This window comes from Pedobacter panaciterrae (genome assembly GCF_013204795.1).
GTDB lineage: Bacteria > Bacteroidota > Bacteroidia > Sphingobacteriales > Sphingobacteriaceae > Pedobacter > Pedobacter panaciterrae.
The window spans coordinates 616667-633140 of record NZ_JABMKW010000017.1 but is presented as its reverse complement, the minus strand read 5'-3'; the positions used below and the strand labels follow the sequence as shown (position 1 = coordinate 633140).

19 protein-coding genes are annotated in these 16474 nt (G+C 37.8%); 9 read left to right on the top strand and 10 right to left on the bottom strand.

From position 1 onward, the window contains the following. Position 1: 1 nt before the first annotated feature. From HQN86_RS14190 to HQN86_RS14170, 5 genes are all read right to left on the bottom strand, one after another. On the bottom strand, positions 2-553 hold the full coding sequence (locus tag HQN86_RS14190; protein ID WP_172661567.1) for an RNA polymerase sigma factor: 552 nt from the start codon (positions 551-553) through the stop codon (positions 2-4). A 66-nt stretch (positions 554-619) separates the two neighbouring features. Beyond that, positions 620-1498, bottom strand: coding sequence for a lipoyl synthase (gene lipA, locus HQN86_RS14185; protein ID WP_108205081.1), 879 nt, complete (start codon positions 1496-1498; stop codon positions 620-622). 256 nt (positions 1499-1754) lie between these two features. Further along, the gene (gene ytxJ, locus HQN86_RS14180; protein WP_099440663.1) at positions 1755-2087 is read right to left on the bottom strand and encodes a bacillithiol system redox-active protein YtxJ; all 333 of its coding nucleotides are present in this window, start codon (positions 2085-2087) and stop codon (positions 1755-1757) included. 217 nt (positions 2088-2304) lie between these two features. Further along, positions 2305-2796 carry a 6,7-dimethyl-8-ribityllumazine synthase gene (gene ribH, locus HQN86_RS14175; protein WP_172661566.1) on the bottom strand — a complete coding sequence of 164 codons (492 nt, stop codon included), beginning with the start codon at positions 2794-2796 and terminating at the stop codon, positions 2305-2307. 109 nt (positions 2797-2905) lie between these two features. Next, complete coding sequence (locus tag HQN86_RS14170) at positions 2906-3574, bottom strand: tetratricopeptide repeat protein (protein WP_172661565.1); 669 nt, start codon at positions 3572-3574, stop codon at positions 2906-2908. Between the two features lie 226 nt (positions 3575-3800). Here HQN86_RS14170 and recF point away from each other — a divergent pair, with 226 nt between their 5' ends. Both recF and HQN86_RS14160 read left to right on the top strand, forming a co-directional pair. Further along, positions 3801-4904 carry a DNA replication/repair protein RecF gene (recF, locus tag HQN86_RS14165; RefSeq protein WP_172661876.1) on the top strand — a complete coding sequence of 368 codons (1104 nt, stop codon included), beginning with the start codon at positions 3801-3803 and terminating at the stop codon, positions 4902-4904. Then, positions 4897-5187, top strand: coding sequence for a DUF721 domain-containing protein (locus tag HQN86_RS14160; RefSeq protein WP_068891393.1), 291 nt, complete (start codon positions 4897-4899; stop codon positions 5185-5187). The genes recF and HQN86_RS14160 overlap by 8 nt, the downstream gene beginning before the upstream one ends. A 14-nt stretch (positions 5188-5201) precedes the next feature. On the opposite strand, the gene HQN86_RS14155 is transcribed toward HQN86_RS14160, so the two are convergent. From HQN86_RS14155 to HQN86_RS14145, 3 genes are all read right to left on the bottom strand, one after another. Beyond that, a complete protein-coding gene (locus tag HQN86_RS14155; RefSeq protein ID WP_172661564.1) occupies positions 5202-5369 on the bottom strand; it encodes a hypothetical protein in 168 nt (55 codons plus the stop codon). 53 nt (positions 5370-5422) lie between these two features. Next, positions 5423-6163, bottom strand: a complete 741-nt coding sequence (locus HQN86_RS14150) for an FKBP-type peptidyl-prolyl cis-trans isomerase (RefSeq protein WP_172661563.1) — start codon at positions 6161-6163, stop codon at positions 5423-5425. Between the two features lie 91 nt (positions 6164-6254). Next, on the bottom strand, positions 6255-6674 hold the full coding sequence (locus tag HQN86_RS14145; protein WP_172661562.1) for a nucleoside-diphosphate kinase: 420 nt from the start codon (positions 6672-6674) through the stop codon (positions 6255-6257). 198 nt (positions 6675-6872) lie between these two features. Here HQN86_RS14145 and HQN86_RS14140 point away from each other — a divergent pair, with 198 nt between their 5' ends. From HQN86_RS14140 to HQN86_RS14120, 5 genes are all read left to right on the top strand, one after another. Continuing rightward, positions 6873-7883 (top strand): DHH family phosphoesterase, encoded by a 1011-nt coding sequence (locus tag HQN86_RS14140; RefSeq protein WP_172661561.1) that lies wholly within the window; start codon positions 6873-6875, stop codon positions 7881-7883. A 33-nt stretch (positions 7884-7916) separates the two neighbouring features. Beyond that, positions 7917-8918, top strand: coding sequence for an FKBP-type peptidyl-prolyl cis-trans isomerase (locus tag HQN86_RS14135; protein WP_172661560.1), 1002 nt, complete (start codon positions 7917-7919; stop codon positions 8916-8918). A gap of 105 nt (positions 8919-9023) precedes the next feature. Then, a complete protein-coding gene (locus tag HQN86_RS14130) occupies positions 9024-9791 on the top strand; it encodes a TatD family hydrolase (protein WP_172661559.1) in 768 nt (255 codons plus the stop codon). Positions 9792-9793: 2 nt separating this feature from the next. After that, complete coding sequence (locus HQN86_RS14125; protein WP_172661558.1) at positions 9794-10810, top strand: asparaginase; 1017 nt, start codon at positions 9794-9796, stop codon at positions 10808-10810. Between the two features lie 54 nt (positions 10811-10864). Beyond that, on the top strand, positions 10865-12280 hold the full coding sequence (locus tag HQN86_RS14120; RefSeq protein WP_172661557.1) for an MBL fold metallo-hydrolase: 1416 nt from the start codon (positions 10865-10867) through the stop codon (positions 12278-12280). 4 nt (positions 12281-12284) lie between these two features. On the opposite strand, the gene HQN86_RS14115 is transcribed toward HQN86_RS14120, so the two are convergent. Next, the gene (locus HQN86_RS14115; RefSeq protein ID WP_172661556.1) at positions 12285-13280 is read right to left on the bottom strand and encodes an alpha/beta hydrolase; all 996 of its coding nucleotides are present in this window, start codon (positions 13278-13280) and stop codon (positions 12285-12287) included. Between the two features lie 71 nt (positions 13281-13351). Here HQN86_RS14115 and HQN86_RS14110 point away from each other — a divergent pair, with 71 nt between their 5' ends. After that, positions 13352-14323, top strand: coding sequence for a polyprenyl synthetase family protein (locus HQN86_RS14110; RefSeq protein ID WP_172661555.1), 972 nt, complete (start codon positions 13352-13354; stop codon positions 14321-14323). A gap of 49 nt (positions 14324-14372) precedes the next feature. After that, entirely contained in the window at positions 14373-15818 is a 1446-nt protein-coding gene (locus tag HQN86_RS14105; RefSeq protein ID WP_172661554.1) for a M28 family peptidase, read from the top strand. A gap of 11 nt (positions 15819-15829) precedes the next feature. Here HQN86_RS14105 and HQN86_RS14100 read toward each other — a convergent pair whose 3' ends face one another. Next, entirely contained in the window at positions 15830-16471 is a 642-nt protein-coding gene (locus HQN86_RS14100; RefSeq protein WP_172661553.1) for a DUF47 domain-containing protein, read from the bottom strand. Between the last annotated feature and the right edge of the window lie 3 nt (positions 16472-16474).

Sequence of the window (16474 nt, the reverse complement as noted above, 5' to 3'; positions counted from 1 at the left end):
TTTAGTTAAAATGCTTTCTTAATTCCATAATAGCCATTCTGATACGTGTTTTTACAGTACCTAATGGTAAATTTAATTCTTCTGCCGTTTCTACGTGTGTGTACCCCTTAAAATACACCATATTTAATACATCGTTAAATTCGGGTTTAAGCGCGGTAACCATATCTTTTATCCCCAGAATATCCGCATTAAAGGTAACCTCTTTTTGTGCGTCAATGAAATCTACGTTATTTTCTATATCTTGGTTTTTACCTGAATTTTTAAAATCTTTTGAGCGTAACTTGTCTATAGCTAAGTTGCGTGCAATGTTCATCATCCATGTAAATAGTCGGCCTTTAGAGCTGTCGTAGCTATCTGCAGAGTTCCAGATTTTTATAAAGGTTTCTTGTAACAGATCTTCAGCTACTTCAGTTTGTAGAATAATCCTTGAGATAACACCTAGCAATGCACCAGAGTACATGTCATACAATGCCTGAACAGCTATAGTATCCCGACTTTTCAGTTTACTAACCAGCTCTTCTTCAGATAGCGATATTTTTTTTGTAGTTCCCAAGGGTTTTGCTAATATACAGAAACTACAACAAGATGAAAGGAGAATTTGTTTTTAATTAACCGGGAGTTAAAAATCAAATAAGTGTTTCTCTGCATGATAAGAAGAACGTACCAGAGGGCCGCTTTCTACATACCTTAATCCTTTAGCCAATCCTATTTCTTTGTATTTAGCAAACTGATCTGGATGAATCCAGTCTATCACAGGGTGATGATTACGTGTAGGTTGCAGATACTGGCCCAGTGTTAAAATATGAACTCCATTAGCTACTAGGTCATCCATTGCTTCTAAAACGTCATCTTCTGTTTCACCTAAACCAAGCATGATGCCTGTTTTAGTTCTTAATCCAAATTCCGAAATGCGTTTCAGACATTCTAAACTTCTATCGTATTTTGCCTGGATACGCACTTGTTTGGTTAAACGTCTAACCGTTTCAACATTGTGTGACATCACCTCAGGTCTTTCTTCCAGTACACGGTACAAGTTGTCCCATACCCCTCTGAAATCCGGAATAAGTGTTTCAAGAGTAGTCTCAGGACTTTCTCTTCTAATTGCCTGTAGGGTTTCTGCCCAGATAATAGAGCCACCATCTTTTAAATCATCTCTGTCTACCGAAGTAATAACGCAATGTTTTACCTGCATCAGTTTAACTGAATTGGCCACACGGTTTGGCTCGTCAAGGTCAACGGCTAAAGGTCGGCCTGTGGCTACAGCACAGAAGGAACAAGAACGTGTACAAATATTTCCCAGGATCATAAAGGTAGCCGTGCCTGCGCCCCAGCATTCGCCCATATTGGGGCAATTACCGCTTTCGCAGATCGTATGTAGCTTATGAGTGTCTACAAGACTACGAACTTGTGCATATTCTTTACCAACAGGAAGCTTTACTCTAAGCCAATCTGGTTTACGTTGTACTGGGTTTTCTGAAACAACCGGAAGTGCGATCATGGTACAAAGTTAAGCAATAGGTTTGAATTGTTGCAAAAATGAAATGTTTACCTGGTGTAATGTTATTTTTTAACCCTACATAAATATCTGATAATCAGATTTGTATTGGGGTTTATACAATGCTTATACAATGCTTAAGCAATAAAAGATTGTATAAACGATGTGTAAATTGTTGATAAACAATGTGTAACGGCAATATAAGGCATGCGTTAGCCTGCCCGGAAAAGGGTTTCTTTTAACTTCTAAAGTAGATTTGCTAGTTGTTGATCACTTCTGCAACTTCGTCTGCAGAGATGTCACTATGAGAAGCATCCAGAATACAATCTCCATCTTTGATCAAAAGTATTTGAGGAGATTCATGGTGCACTTGAAAAATTTCAGCTATTTCTGCAGAGATGTCGCGATAGCTGATCAGGTCAAGAAAATACAGTGAAGTATCAGCTGGTAATACTTCCCAGTCCAATTCAAAACGTCGCTTAGCCATAGAGCTAACCGAACAGCGGGTACTGTGTTTAAAAATTAAACTGTAACCTTCTTTTTGTTTTATTTCGCTGATTTGAGTTAAATCAGTAATGTTTTTCCACTGCATCTAATATCTTTCTAAAGTTTAGCCTTAGTTATCATCTTCTTCTCTTGCCTTCCGGATACGAATTGTAAGCCGGACAAAGCCTGTTAGAACATGCCTCTAAAACAGATATGGCAAAAAATACGCCAAGTAATAAAATAGCTACTTTCTTCATCTGTATGATCTTTAATTGATATATTCTTCTAATCTACAGCTTTTCGAAGAAAGTATCAAAGTAATTTTAGACTGTTGCCAAAAGCTCAGCCATTTTTAAAGCGGTAATAGCGGCCTCATCACCTTTATTTCCGTGTTTACCACCGGCTCTATCTATAGCTTGTTGCTGATCATTGGTAGTTAATACACCAAATATTACAGGTTTACTATGTTTAACACTTACCTGAGTGATACCGTTTGCAACTGCATCACAAATAAAGTCAAAGTGTTTGGTATCTCCCTGTATTACACAGCCAAGGCAAATAACCGCATCAAGGTCCTTATGTTTTTGTAAAAGCAGATCAGCTGCGGATGTTAGTTCAAAGCTACCCGGTACTGCAATTGATAGGATATTCTCTTGGGTAACACCATGTTTAGTTAGTGTTTCCAAAGCGCCATTGTATAAGCTTCCGGTAATTTCTGCGTTCCATTCTGCTACTGCTATAGCTATCTTAAAAGCGCTTCCGTTTGGTACTGTTGTATGAGAAAAATCAGACAGGTTCTTTAATTGTGTTGCCATGGGGCAAAGCTAGGGAAAAATCATAAAAGATTTTTAATTGAAAAGTAAGGAAGTGCACAAAAAAGGCCAGTACATATGTACCGGCCTTTTACTATAATGTTATAATATCTTATTTTACCTGTGCTTCTGCACGTGCAATATATTCGTCTATCATTTGAGCTTCCTGACTTTGAGGATACTGTGTTTTAATTTTGTTGTAAGCATCAGCAGCACCTTTGTAGTCTTTTTGAACTTCATAAACTAAACCTAGTTTTTTAAGGAACAATGGAGAGGTGAATTTGTTGCTTGCTTTATCAGCAGCTTTTTTATAATAAGTGATGGCTTGCTTGTAGTCTTTTAGTTCGCTGTAAGCGTCACCTAATAAACCTAATGCTAAAGGATCAGCAACAGGGCTTCCTGTATCAGAGTATTTACCTAAAGATTCAATTGCTTTTTTGTATTCACCTTTACGTAAATAGATGCCGCCTAAATAAAGGTTAGCAAGGTTGGCCGATTTAGTATTCGCGTATTCATCAGCAATTTTTTCAAATCCTGGATAACCACCTTCGCCGTTTATAGCTTTGTTGGCTAATGAGTCTACACCAAGGAATTGCTCTGCTTTATACATTTTAGCTGAGGCTTCTTCCGCTCTGTTTTTTAAATAAACATTCTGATACCAGATGTAAATTCCAATTAGTACAATGATAGCACCTGCAATGAACAAAAGGCTTTTTGAGTTTTCTTGTAAAAAAGAACCCTTTCTTACCTGTTGATTTATTTCTTTTTCTGTTGTGGACATTTTATTTAAAAAAATTAAGGACTGCAAAAATACATTTTTACATTAAAGTATCAACCTCTTTTTTGAGTATTTAAATAAAGTTTAATGAACTGAGCGTTAATTAGAACCAATATGTTGCTGAGGCATGTTAAACTGCCATCAAAATGGGGAAAGTTTGTGGGTAAATAAATAGGCATGTATCGACCCGATTTAACAAAGCTAAACGGTAACTTTGGCTTCAGATAATATGTGGTTAAAGAATATTACACTCCTAAATTTTAAGAACTACGCAGATGCTAGTATTAGTTTTTCCAAAACAGTAAATGCGTTTGTGGGAAACAATGGCGCCGGTAAAACTAATTTGCTGGATGCAATACATTATTTATGCCTTTGTAAGGGTTATTTTAATCCAATTGACAGTCAACAGATTAAAACAGCCGAGGATCTTTTTTTAATACAGGGTGATTTTGACCGCAAAGAAAAGAATGAGAAAATAACCTGCGGTGTTAAACGAAACCAGAAGAAACAGTTTAAAAGAAATAAAAAAGAGTACGATAAATTAGCTGATCATATTGGGCTGTTCCCTTTGGTGATGATTTCTCCTTACGATACCAATATTATTACTGATGGGAGTGAGGAACGGAGACGTTTTATGGATAATGTGATCTCGCAAACGGATACCCACTATTTAGATGAACTTATTTTATATAACCGCCATCTGTTGAATCGCAATGCGCTATTTAAGCAGATAGGAATAACAAGAAGCTATGATCCAACTTTGTTGGAGATTTATAATGAGCAACTGGTTCAGTCGGGACTAAAGATTTTTGCCAAGCGGAAACAATTTATGCTTGATTTTATTCCACTGTTTGATAAGTATTATCAGTTTTTAACAGATGATAATGAGCAGGTAAGTTTGCAATACCAGAGCCAGTTAAGTGATACTCCTTTTGAACAGTTGCTTGCACAATCTATAGAAAAGGATAAGATTTTAGAGAGAACTACCACCGGAATTCATAAAGATGATCTGATATTTACCATTACAGAAATGCCTTTAAAGAAGTTTGGTTCGCAAGGGCAACAAAAATCGTTTTTAATTGCATTAAAATTGGCGCAATATGCTTATCTTCAGAAACATAAAGGGTTTAAGCCCTTGCTGTTGTTAGACGATATTTTTGATAAACTTGATGACAACAGGATGCATAAATTAATGGAAATGGTTTCTCATCAGGACTTTGGACAGATTTTTATAACCGATACAGGAAGAGAGAGAGTTTTGGCTTTGTTTAATAAGATAAACGTGCCGGTAACATTATTTGAAGTAAATAACGGATCAGTAAATCATGCGTAAACCTAATGATATTACCTTAAAAGAAGGTATTGGTAAATTACTGAATGTATACAGACTAAAAGGCCGGTTTGATGAAACCTCTGTAGTTGCTTTTTGGCCAGAATTAATGGGTAAAGCTGTGGCGAACCGAACTACGCAGATTTACATTGCACACAAGAAATTGTTTGTGAGAATCGAATCGTCGGTTGTTAAAAATGAATTGCTGATGGTTAGAGCCGGCATTATTCAAAAGATAAATGAACATGCCGGCACTGAGGTGATTACAGATATTGTGTTTCTGTAGTGTTTTTACTTAACTTAAAATATTCTGCTGATCAACCAAATGATTAGCGCCAGTACCAGAACAACAACGATTACTCCGGTCCAAACGCCTGCTTTAAAAATTCCTTGAATTAATTCACAGCTGGCTAATGTGGTTGATAGAAATGCAATAATTGCGAGTGGGAAAAATCTTTTGGTCATCATAAGCTTTATGTTTTTAATGTATGTAACAAAATCTTATGATAATGGTTTTAGATTTACTTGCCGTTTACCTTAAGAAGCTCAATTTCAAAAACCAGTGTGCTGTAAGGAGGAATGTCCTGACCAGCCCCACGTTCGCCATAGGCAAGGTTGTATGGTATAAAGAATTTATATTTTGAACCAGCCGGCATTAATTGTACTCCTTCTGTCCATCCGGCAATAACGTTGTTAAGCGGGAATGAAATAGGCTCACCTCTATCGTACGAGCTATCAAACTGTTTTCCGTTTAATAGGGTACCTTTATAATGTACAAGAACTGAGTCTGTAGCTTTGGGCATAATACCTGTGCCTTTTGTAATTACCTGGTATTGTAATCCAGTTGCTGTAACCTGAACTCCGGGTTGTTTTTTGTTGTTTTCCAGAAATGCTGTGCCTTCGGCAATTGCTGGTCCGAACTTCTTTTTACTTAAGGTTGCAAATAGATTGTTGATGGCAGATTGTGAACCTTGTGTTGTTAAAGCGAAAGGCTTATCATTAAAGGCGTCTTTCAGACCTTGAACTAATAAGTCGTAATTAAGGGCATTTAAACCGTCTTTTTTCATGCTGCTAGCCATTGTTATTCCGAAAGAATAACTTGCCGAGTCTAGCGTAGTTTTAAATGCAGGTTGGGCGATTGGTTTTTGTACGCTTTTAGTAGCGGTAGCTTTTTTGGTAGTGGTGGTAGGCTTTTTGCTTGTCTGAGCAAGTGCTGCAACTGAGCATAGTGGTAATAAAAGTGCGATAGCGATCTTCTTCATTTTAATAAATTTGTTCCGAAAGGTACAAACTTATGATTATTACCCTGCATGTTAATAAAATTTTGAACATGCAGGATAATAAAAGATCTTACTAGAAACGCTCAGCAGCGGTAAAGAAGAAATCGCCTTCTATAGCAGCGTTTTCATTTGAATCTGAACCGTGAACAGCATTTGCATCGATAGATTTTGCATATTTTCTGCGGATAGTACCTTCAGCTGCTTCTGCAGGGTTGGTAGCTCCGATAAGTCTTCTGAAATCTTCAATTGCATTATCCTTTTCTAAAATAGCAGCAACGATAGGTCCAGACGACATAAAGCTTACTAAATCTGCGTAAAAAGGACGTTCTTTATGTACTTCATAAAATTTACCAGCAGTTTCAGGCGTTAATTGAGTGTATTTTAGTGCGATGATTTTAAAACCAGCTGTAGTTATATCATTAATAATTGCGCCGATATGCCCGTTTGCAACAGCATCAGGCTTGATCATGGTAAAAGTTCTGTTCGTTGTCATTTTTTTATTTCAAATTTTTTGCAAAATTACGTTTTATACTGTTAATATTAAAGTTTGAAATTTATATATACTTGCCGTTGCATAAAACAAAACAATTCGATATTACCTCTATCTTGTAAATAAATTGGATTATAGAGGAAATATAATAGGTTCAATTAATCATTAAATATTAATTCGTTAGCTTTGCGACCGAAAATTATGTTATCCATTTCAGAAATAAAGTCGTTGCTGGCTACGCCGCAAAAAATAGTGATCACTACCCATCATAAACCTGATGGTGATGCAATGGGCTCTTCTTTGGGCTTATATGCTTATTTGATTCAATTGGGGCATCACGTTAAGGTGATTACACCTACTGATTACCCATATTTTTTGCATTGGCTTCCTAATAACTCTGATGTAATCATTTATACGGAACAGCCTGAGCACTCAGCAGAATTAGTTGCCGATGCTGCAATGATCTTTTGTCTGGATTTTAATAGCCTTACCAGAATTAATGAACTTGGCGAGTTGGTTAGAGCTTCAAGTGCTTATAAATTAATGATAGATCATCATCTGGAGCCTGAAGATTTTGACGACTATCGTCATTGGAGTATTAGTGCATGTGCTGCGGCTCAGTTGGTTTATGAGTTTATTGTAGATGAGCTTGGAGATGGAGCAAGGATGAACAAAGACATTGCTACCTGCCTTTATACCGGTTTAATGACAGATTCTGGTTCTTTCAGATTCCCATCAGCAACATCTGCAGTATACCGCATGGCAGCTGATCTGATAGATCTGGGAGCGGAGCATTGGAAGATCCATCAGTTGGTTTATGATAATGCTACTGAAAACAGGTTAAGATTTTTAGGCCACTGTATAAGTAACAAGTTAGAGATACTACGAGAGTTTAATACCGCAATTATTTCTGTTACTAAAGAAGAATTAAACGAATATAATATAGCTACAGGAGATACAGAGGGGATAGTAAACTATGCCTTATCTATAAACGGGATCAGGCTTGCCGCATTTATTATTGAAAGAACTGATAAAGTTAAATTATCTTTGCGCTCCACCGGGGATTTTCCTGCTAATGAAATTTGCAAGAAATATTTTAATGGTGGTGGACACAGGAATGCGGCAGGAGGATTTTCGGATAAGAATTTAGAGGATACAATAGCGCAATTTAAATCGGTATTGATAGAATATAAAACACAATTATTACAATAAATAAAAACCAAAAAATAATTTATAAACAACCACATGAAGAAAGGTATAGTAATTCTTTTCGCAGCAACACTTGGGTTAGCTGCTTGTAACAACTACAAAAAAGGACCGGGAGGTTTGATGTATCAGATACACAAATCTGGAGGAAACGAAAAAATTAAAGAAGGTGATATTGTTAAAATCAACTTTATCCAAAAAACTGAAAAAGATTCGACAATTGTAAGCACGTTCGATTTAGGTCAGCCACAAGTATTTCCTGTTGGGAAAAAAGCTTATGATGGCGATATGAACGATGTACTTTATTTATTTGGTGAAGGTGATAGTGCAACGTTTAAGTTAAACCTTGATACTATGGCTAAGCACTCTGGTCAGCCAAAACCACCAGCAAATGCAAAAGATACCTATATGGTGTTTACTGTTAAAATAGAAAAAGTATTGAAAAAGGCTGCTGGCGAGGCAGATACAACTTTCCAAAAGAAAGCTCAGGAGTTTTTCCAAAAAGATTATCAAGCTACTATAGCTAAATTGAAAGATTCTGAAGCTGGTAAAATCAAAAAATTCATTGCTGACAATAACCTTAAAACGCAAACTACTGCATCAGGGTTACAGTATGTAATTAATGCTCCGGGTAATGCTCAAAAACCAGTTGCGGGTGATACAATTATGTTAAACTACACTGGTAAATTGCTTAATAAAAAAGCAGACGGTAAAGACAATATTTTTGACACTTCGGTTGAATCTGTTGCTAAAGCAGCTGGAAAATACAATGCTATGGCAAAATATGCTCCACGTCCGTTTACTATCGGTGCAGCAATCCCAGGATTTGATGAGGCTTATCAATTAATTGGTAAAGGTGGAAAAATCACTGTAATTATTCCTTCTGCATTAGGTTACGGAGAAGGCGGTCAGCCACAAGCTGGAATTACTCCTTTCTCTCCTCTTTGCTTTGACATTGAGATTGTAGATATTAAAAAACCAACAGCTCAGGCTGGTGCAACTATTGCTCCAATAACTCCTGCAGCTCCAGTGAAAAAATAATATTTTAGCTGTATATACAGCGAGATTAAAAGGGGTGTGTCATTTTTATGATACACCCCCTTTTTGTTATTATCAGCTTACTGTGGTTTTTTGTTAACTTTGCTCATGCTTTTAACAGATACCCATACACACCTGTATTACGAAACAGACGAAGAGAAACAAGCATTGCTTATGCAGCGTTGCTTTGATAATAATATAGAGCGATTGTTTCTGCCCAATGTTGATATTGCTTCGATTGCAAGTATAGATGCCATGGTGAAGAAATACCCTAAAAATTGTTTTGCGATGGCAGGCCTGCATCCTTGTGAGGTGAAGGAGGATTACGAACTGGTATTGGATGAAATTTGCCAAAGTATTGTGGATAGAGAGATTTATGCTATAGGCGAAATAGGGATTGATCTTTACTGGGATAAAGCAACTTTAGAGATTCAGAAAATTGCTTTTATAGAACAGATTAATTGGGCTAAGGATCTTGATTTGCCTATCGTTATTCATTGCAGGGAAGCCTTTAATGAGGTTTTTGAAGTATTGGAGCAAGAGAAGGACAAAAAGCTAAGAGGGATTTTTCATTGTTTTACAGGGAACCTGGAACAGGCTAAACATGCTATAGAACTTGGGTTTTACTTAGGTATAGGAGGTGTGGTTACGTATAAAAAATCGGGACTTGACGAAGTGTTAAAAGATATCCCGCTTGCTAATATTGTGTTAGAAACTGATTCTCCGTATTTAGCCCCTGTTCCTTTTAGAGGAAAGCCTAACGAAAGTAGTTACCTTATTCATATTGCAGAAAAGCTGGCTGAAATCTATAATACAAGTGTAGAAGAGATTGCTTCAGTAACTACAGCCAATTCCATCAGCATTTTTAAAGTTTAGTAATGACCAGAATACTTATTATTTATACCGGTGGTACAATTGGAATGGTTAATGATCCCAAAACCGGGACGCTGATTCCTTTTGATTTTAAGCAAATTCAACAAAATGTTCCTGAACTAAAGCGGTTGAACTATGATCTTGATGTGTATTCGTTTGATCCTATCCTCGATTCCTCTAACATGACACCGGAGATCTGGGCTGATATTGCTCAGTTGATTTATGATAAATATGACGAGTTTGATGGTTTTGTGATTTTGCATGGATCAGATACAATGGCTTTTACCGCATCTGCTTTAAGTTTTATGCTCGAAAACCTTGGGAAACCGGTAGTGCTTACAGGTTCTCAGCTCCCTATTGGAGAAATCAGGACCGATGCAAAAGAGAATTTAATTACTGCACTGGAAATAGCTGCTACCAAAACAAACGGAAAGGCAATGATCCCTGAAGTGTGTATCTATTTTGATTATCAGTTGTTCAGAGGAAACAGGTCAATAAAATACAACGCTGAAAAATTTGAAGCTTTTCGATCGCCAAATTATCCTATTCTGGCAGAAGCAGGAGTAACACTTTCTTTTTTTAAGAACTATATTTTACCTCAGCCGGAGAAGCCGTTAAAAGTAAATTTGAAATTTAATCCAAATATTGGTGTTTTGAAACTGTATCCGGGGATTTCACCTCAGGCAGTTAAAGCAATAACCGATTCTCCGGTAGATGCTATTATTTTAGAAACTTTTGGTTCGGGAAATACGACTACTGCCGACTGGTTTATTGAATGCCTGCAAAAAGCGATTAATAAGGGTAAGGTGATCATAGATATTACTCAATGTCAGCGTGGCTCAGTTGAGCTAGGAATGTATCAAACAAGTAAAAAGCTGCAACAGATGGGAGTGGTGAGCGGTTATGATATGACGTTTGAGGCTACCACTACCAAATTAATGTACCTTATGGGGCAGGGTCTGGAAAAAAGTGAACTGGTGCGCTTAATAGAAAAGCCTTTAAGAGGGGAATTAACTGTTTAAAGTAAATTTGCGACGTAGGTTTTATGCTGAAAGATTATAATCTTAAATTTGTATATGAATATTGAACAGATCTATACGGGTTGTTTGGCAGAAGCGGCTTACTATATTGAGAGTAATGGCGAGGCTGCTATAATTGATCCTTTACGTGAAGTTGAGCCATATTTAAAGAAAGCGGAGAAAGATAGAGCGAAGATTAAGTATATTTTTGAAACACATTTTCATGCAGATTTTGTATCCGGACACATAGATTTAGCAGAGAAATCTGGTGCTGATATTGTATACGGGCCAACTGCTAAAACATCTTTTAAATCCCATATTGCCAAAGATGGAGAGCAGTTTAAAGTTGGGGATTTGACGATTACTGCTTTGCATACACCCGGACATACGCCGGAGTCTACAACTTATTTGCTGACCGATAAAGAAGGTAAGTCTTATTGCATTTTTACAGGTGATACCTTGTTTATTGGTGATGTAGGCAGGCCAGATCTGGCTCAGCAAGGTTCTTTAACTGTTGAGGACATGGCGGCTACGCTATATGATTCATTGCATAATAAAATATTAACCTTACCAGATGATGTGCTGGTATACCCTGCACACGGCGCTGGTTCTGCCTGTGGGAAAAACATGAGTAAGGAAACTTTTGATACTCTGGGGCATCAAAAGGAAGTAAACTATGCACTTAAGGCGGCAACAAAAGAGCAGTTTATAAAAGAAGTGACCGATGGTATTTTACCACCACCCCAGTACTTTGCCAAGAATGCTGAGATGAATAAACATGGTTACGAGAGCTTTGATGATGTTTATGAAAAGGGTTTTAATCCCTTAAACCCAGATGAGTTTGAAGCGATGGTTAATCATGCGGGAGCTGTGATTCTAGATACGAGGGATCCACAGGTTTTTGCTAAGGGGTTTATTCCTTCGTCGGTAAATATTGGTCTTAACGGGCAATTTGCTCCGTGGGTAGGTGCCTTAATTACAGATCTGAAGCAAGCTTTATTGTTAATTGTTGAGGATGGAAAAGAAGAAGAAGCGATTACCCGTTTATCTCGTGTAGGTTATGATAATACTATTGGATACCTGAAAGGCGGCATTGCCGCATGGGAAGCAAGTGGTAAGGATATAGACATCATTACTTCTATTTCTGCTGAAGCGTTTGAAGATATCGTAAATGCGGATCCTGATGTGAACGCCCTTGATGTAAGGAAGCCAGGAGAATATGAAGCAGAGCATTTAGAGAATACGCTGGCCCGTCCTTTGGATTATATTAATGAATGGACAAAGGAAATTGATACTAAGCAAACCTATTATATTCATTGCGCCGGTGGCTACCGTTCTATGATAGCGGCATCTATACTAAAAGCGAGAGGGGTTGATCATGTTGTGGATATTGCAGGAGGATATGGAGCCATCAAATCTACCGGGTTGAAGCGGACAGATTTTGCCTGCCCATCTAAAGCCATGAAAGACTGAGATTTTAGTTTGTTTTGATCTTTAAAGTATTTGTAATGAAGTTGTCAATAGCCCTCTGTACACTTTCAATATCTTTGGAAGTAATATGAGAGCCAAGAACATGACTTCCTCCGTTAGGGATGGCTACCTTGGCTTTTAAGCTGGCTGGTGTTCCTAATTCATCATACATTTTTAACATCGCATCGACCTTTACGACAGGATCCTGTTCCTGCTCATTTTTATAGTAGTATAAAAGTAATAGTGGTTGTTTAATCTTGTTAAAAGTTTCTTCGGTCATGCTTGTTTCAACCAGCTCTTCCAGTTGTACCACAGATTCCAGACGATACTGGGTATACCAGTACTTTTTATATTCTTCAGACTTGCCTTCTACTATTTTTTCTTTCCCGCCAACTACCAATCTCGACATTTCTAATCCCCATGGGTTATTGGCAAGAAAAGCAAGCTTATCGTTAATTGCTACATTAGGCGAAATTAGAATAACGCTATAAATATCCGGATAAGTGGCTGCAAGCTTTAATGCCAGTGTACCACCAGTAGAGGTGCCAACAAGAATCACTTTTTTACCTAATCTTTTTCCTATTTCAAGAGCTTGTTTGGCGCTTTCCCATAAACGATCGGCAGTTGAGTATTCCATTGCCGAAACGGTGTCTACACCATGATCTGCTAGTCGGGAGAGATAAAGATTTGCTTTTATTTTTTTAGCAAGATTTATATGAACGGGATTTCCTTCTTCTTTTGAAGCCGAGTAGCCATGTAAATAGACTACTGCATACTCCGTTTGCTGATGGACAGCATTATCAGCCCAAACAATTTCAGCTTCATTATTTGGTTTTATTTTATGTCGACTTTCTATACTTTTAATATAATCTTCGAGTTTATCAACTGGGGGAATTGCGGGGAGATTTGTTGAATAAAGTGGATGCTGAGGTTTTGGGCCTAACAGATAGACCACAATTGCCAGGGCTAGCAGAGAGGATAGTACTATTAATGTTATTTTCACCTTAAACTTTTTACTAAAAGTACGGTTTTAAAGGAATTTAATTTATGTTTGCACACACATTTTTTACCTGAATGCCTGGAATAGATCAGATAAAATTACCAATAGCAAAAGATATTGATGTCTTCGAAGAAAAATTCAAAGACTCGATGCATAGCGATGCTCCATTATTAGACCGTATTACCCATTATATTGTAAAAAGAAAGGGTAAGCAGATCCGTCCGATGTTCGTTTTTTTTGCTGCAAAACTTTGTGGTGGTATTATCGAATCTACTCATCGTGGGGCTGCATTAGTAGAGTTACTTCATACTGCCACACTGGTTCATGATGATGTAGTTGACAATGCTTATGAAAGAAGAGGGTTCTTTTCTATTAATGCATTATGGAAAAATAAAATAGCCGTATTAGTTGGCGATTATTTGCTGGCTAAGGGTTTATTGCTATCAGTAAATAATGGTGAGTTCCGATTGCTGCAAATAGTATCTGAGGCGGTAAAACAGATGAGTGAGGGTGAGTTGCTGCAGATTGAGAAGGTAAGGCGCATGGATATCAGTGAGGCGTTGTATTTTGATGTTATCAGACAGAAGACGGCATCTTTAATCGCTTCATGTTGCGCTTGTGGAGCAGCTTCTGCAGGTGCTGATGATGAGACCATAGAAAAGATGAGGCTATTTGGTGAGAAGGTTGGAATAGCTTTTCAGATTAAGGACGATACTTTTGATTTTGGAACTGATGATGTTGGAAAGCCGCTAGGAATAGACATCAAGGAAAAAAAGGTTACACTGCCTTTGATCTACGCTTTAAACCGGGCTGAAAAAGCTGAAAAGAAACGAATCGTTAGTCTTGTAAAGAACCATCAGGATGATCCTGTGAAAATTCAGGAGATTATCGATTTTGTAAATGCAAAAGACGGCGTACATTATGCCAATCAGAAAATGATGCAGTATCAGCAGGAAGCTTTCGATATTCTGCACAGCTTTGAGCCTGGCGAGGCACGGACCGGATTGGAGCAACTGGTAAGATATACTACCGAGCGTAAGAAATAATTTTCGTTTTTTTCTGTTATGATATTATCATAAACTATAAATATCCTTTATGAGAATTTCTCTCTTTTTACTTGTTTTTTGTGCCTTTATTAAAGTTCAGGCGCAGGATGATTTTGGATCCGCTTTCGATAAAATCAATAAAGAAGTTCAGAGTGGATCTAAAGCGTATATAAATTTAAAAAATGCCACTGAATCAATAGGGCACAGGTTAACAGGATCTGCTAACGGCGCGAAGGCCGAAGAGTACGCCTATAAATTGTTGAAATCTTATGGCTATGATGTAAAATTCCAAGGGTTTGAAGTAGAAAGCTGGAGCCGCTTAACCAATGAAACTAAAGTTGGTGATTCGGCAGACAGCCTAATTACAATAACATCGGTAACCCTTGCTCATTCCCCTGTAAAAGCAAATGTAAAGGCGGAGCTGGTTGATTTAGGCAACGGTCTTGAAGAAGATTATAAACAGGACTCGGGCAAAGTGAAGGGGAAAATAGCATTGGTATTTTTAGGTGTGCTTCCTGGGTCTCCCGAAGGTACTCCATCGCTTCATCGTTCAGAAAAAACGGCTATTGCTACAAAGTACGGCGCTGCTGGAATTATCATTATTAATGGCGTAAAAGGGGGTGTATTGCTTACCGGTACAGCCTCTGTAACGGGAAAATTAATTCCGATACCTGCTGTTTGCATTGGTTTTGAAAATGGGATGCGTATTAAGGAAAAACTAAAAAACCAGAAACAGTTTGCAAGCATAGATATGACCAATTTCTCTGGTATAATTAAAGCCAGAAATGTAATAGCTACTTTAAAAGGTACAGATACATTGGGAGAGAAAATTGTTGTTGGCGGTCACCTTGATAGTTGGGATTTGGCTACAGGCGCAATTGACAATGGTATAGGTTCTTTCGCGGTGATAGACATGGCCAGAACGTACAAAGCACTAAAGCTAGAAAATAAAAGAACAATTGAGTTCGTGCTGTTTATGGGAGAGGAACAAGGGTTGCTGGGCTCAAAAGCCTACGTTGAAGCTGCAAGGCATTTAAATACGCTTGATCAGGTAAAATTTATGTTGAATTACGACATGACCAATAATCCGAAAGGATTTGCCACCAGCAGAGTTGAGATGAAGGATCTATTTTCTTCGTGGGGCAGCCAGATTACTAAGATTGATACAGGATTTAAAAACTTATTTTATTCTGGAGCATGGTTACATAGTGATCATCAGCCTTTTATGCTACAGGGGATTCCTATTGGTGGAGGAACAGGAGGCGAGTTACCTAATAATTCGGGGCCTTTCTATCATTCGGATGGAGACGTTTTTAAGTTAGTTGATGAGCAGCAATTGAAAAATACGGTACGTTTTAGTGCTATGCTGGTGTATGGTCTTGCAAATACGCCTGCATTACCCGTTAAAAAACAAACTGACGATGAACTAAAAGGGTTCTTGAAACAGAATAATCTGGAAGTTCCACTAAAGATTGCCGGTGAATGGAGATGGTAGTAAGATAGCAGTTAAGAGTTTTTTACGAGAATAGCTTCAAGGGCGTTGGCGGCGTCATCACACTTATCCGTCGCCATTTCTAATGTCTGCAATAGCTCTTTCTGCTTGATGAGCTCTATTGGGTTGGATTCGGTTTTAAAGAGGCCTGCGACTGCAAGGTTGCATAGCTGATCTGCTTTACTTTCACCTTTGTATATCCTCAAACAAACATCTGATATAATGGTTTTATTCTTGAAGTTCCTTAGCTCTTTAAGGGCGCTATCGAGGTCTCTGCACATTTCTGTGAGCAGGTTGGCGAGCTTGATCATTGTTTTATCGAGCTGAAGAATATTGAACATTTCTATGCTAATGGCTGCGGCCCGGATATGGTCTGCAATATCATAAAGCGCACTAATCAGGGTATGAATATCTTCCCTACTGAATGGGGTGATCATGCTTTTGCTTAAACCTAGAAAAACGGCATGCCTTATTTTATTTCCGTTACGCTCCAGCTGTTCAATTTTTTTGATGTGCTTATTCCGCTGATCAAGATCATTGGTGCTAAGGGCGAGTAAAAGTGTTTCGGAAATACTGATCAGATTTTTGCCTGATTGCTCAAATAAGGGCTGGAATTTTTTGTCGGGCGGGATAAAGAATTTGAAAACGCTGTTCATATG

What these genes read in the sequence shown, in the direction of transcription:
- lipA (WP_108205081.1), bottom strand. Translation starts at nt 1,498, where the DNA reads ATGATCGCACTTCCGGTTGTTTCAGAAAACCCAGTACAACGTAAACCA.
- ytxJ (WP_099440663.1), bottom strand. Translation starts at nt 2,087, where the DNA reads ATGCAGTGGAAAAACATTACTGATTTAACTCAAATCAGCGAAATAAAA.
- ribH (WP_172661566.1), bottom strand. Translation starts at nt 2,796, where the DNA reads ATGGCAACACAATTAAAGAACCTGTCTGATTTTTCTCATACAACAGTA.
- HQN86_RS14170 (WP_172661565.1), bottom strand. Translation starts at nt 3,574, where the DNA reads ATGTCCACAACAGAAAAAGAAATAAATCAACAGGTAAGAAAGGGTTCT.
- recF (WP_172661876.1), top strand. Translation starts at nt 3,801, where the DNA reads ATGTGGTTAAAGAATATTACACTCCTAAATTTTAAGAACTACGCAGAT.
- HQN86_RS14160 (WP_068891393.1), top strand. Translation starts at nt 4,897, where the DNA reads ATGCGTAAACCTAATGATATTACCTTAAAAGAAGGTATTGGTAAATTA.
- HQN86_RS14155 (WP_172661564.1), bottom strand. Translation starts at nt 5,369, where the DNA reads ATGATGACCAAAAGATTTTTCCCACTCGCAATTATTGCATTTCTATCA.
- HQN86_RS14150 (WP_172661563.1), bottom strand. Translation starts at nt 6,163, where the DNA reads ATGAAGAAGATCGCTATCGCACTTTTATTACCACTATGCTCAGTTGCA.
- HQN86_RS14145 (WP_172661562.1), bottom strand. Translation starts at nt 6,674, where the DNA reads ATGACAACGAACAGAACTTTTACCATGATCAAGCCTGATGCTGTTGCA.
- HQN86_RS14140 (WP_172661561.1), top strand. Translation starts at nt 6,873, where the DNA reads ATGTTATCCATTTCAGAAATAAAGTCGTTGCTGGCTACGCCGCAAAAA.
- HQN86_RS14135 (WP_172661560.1), top strand. Translation starts at nt 7,917, where the DNA reads ATGAAGAAAGGTATAGTAATTCTTTTCGCAGCAACACTTGGGTTAGCT.
- HQN86_RS14130 (WP_172661559.1), top strand. Translation starts at nt 9,024, where the DNA reads ATGCTTTTAACAGATACCCATACACACCTGTATTACGAAACAGACGAA.
- HQN86_RS14125 (WP_172661558.1), top strand. Translation starts at nt 9,794, where the DNA reads ATGACCAGAATACTTATTATTTATACCGGTGGTACAATTGGAATGGTT.
- HQN86_RS14120 (WP_172661557.1), top strand. Translation starts at nt 10,865, where the DNA reads ATGAATATTGAACAGATCTATACGGGTTGTTTGGCAGAAGCGGCTTAC.
- HQN86_RS14110 (WP_172661555.1), top strand. Translation starts at nt 13,352, where the DNA reads ATGCCTGGAATAGATCAGATAAAATTACCAATAGCAAAAGATATTGAT.
- HQN86_RS14105 (WP_172661554.1), top strand. Translation starts at nt 14,373, where the DNA reads ATGAGAATTTCTCTCTTTTTACTTGTTTTTTGTGCCTTTATTAAAGTT.
- HQN86_RS14100 (WP_172661553.1), bottom strand. Translation starts at nt 16,471, where the DNA reads ATGAACAGCGTTTTCAAATTCTTTATCCCGCCCGACAAAAAATTCCAG.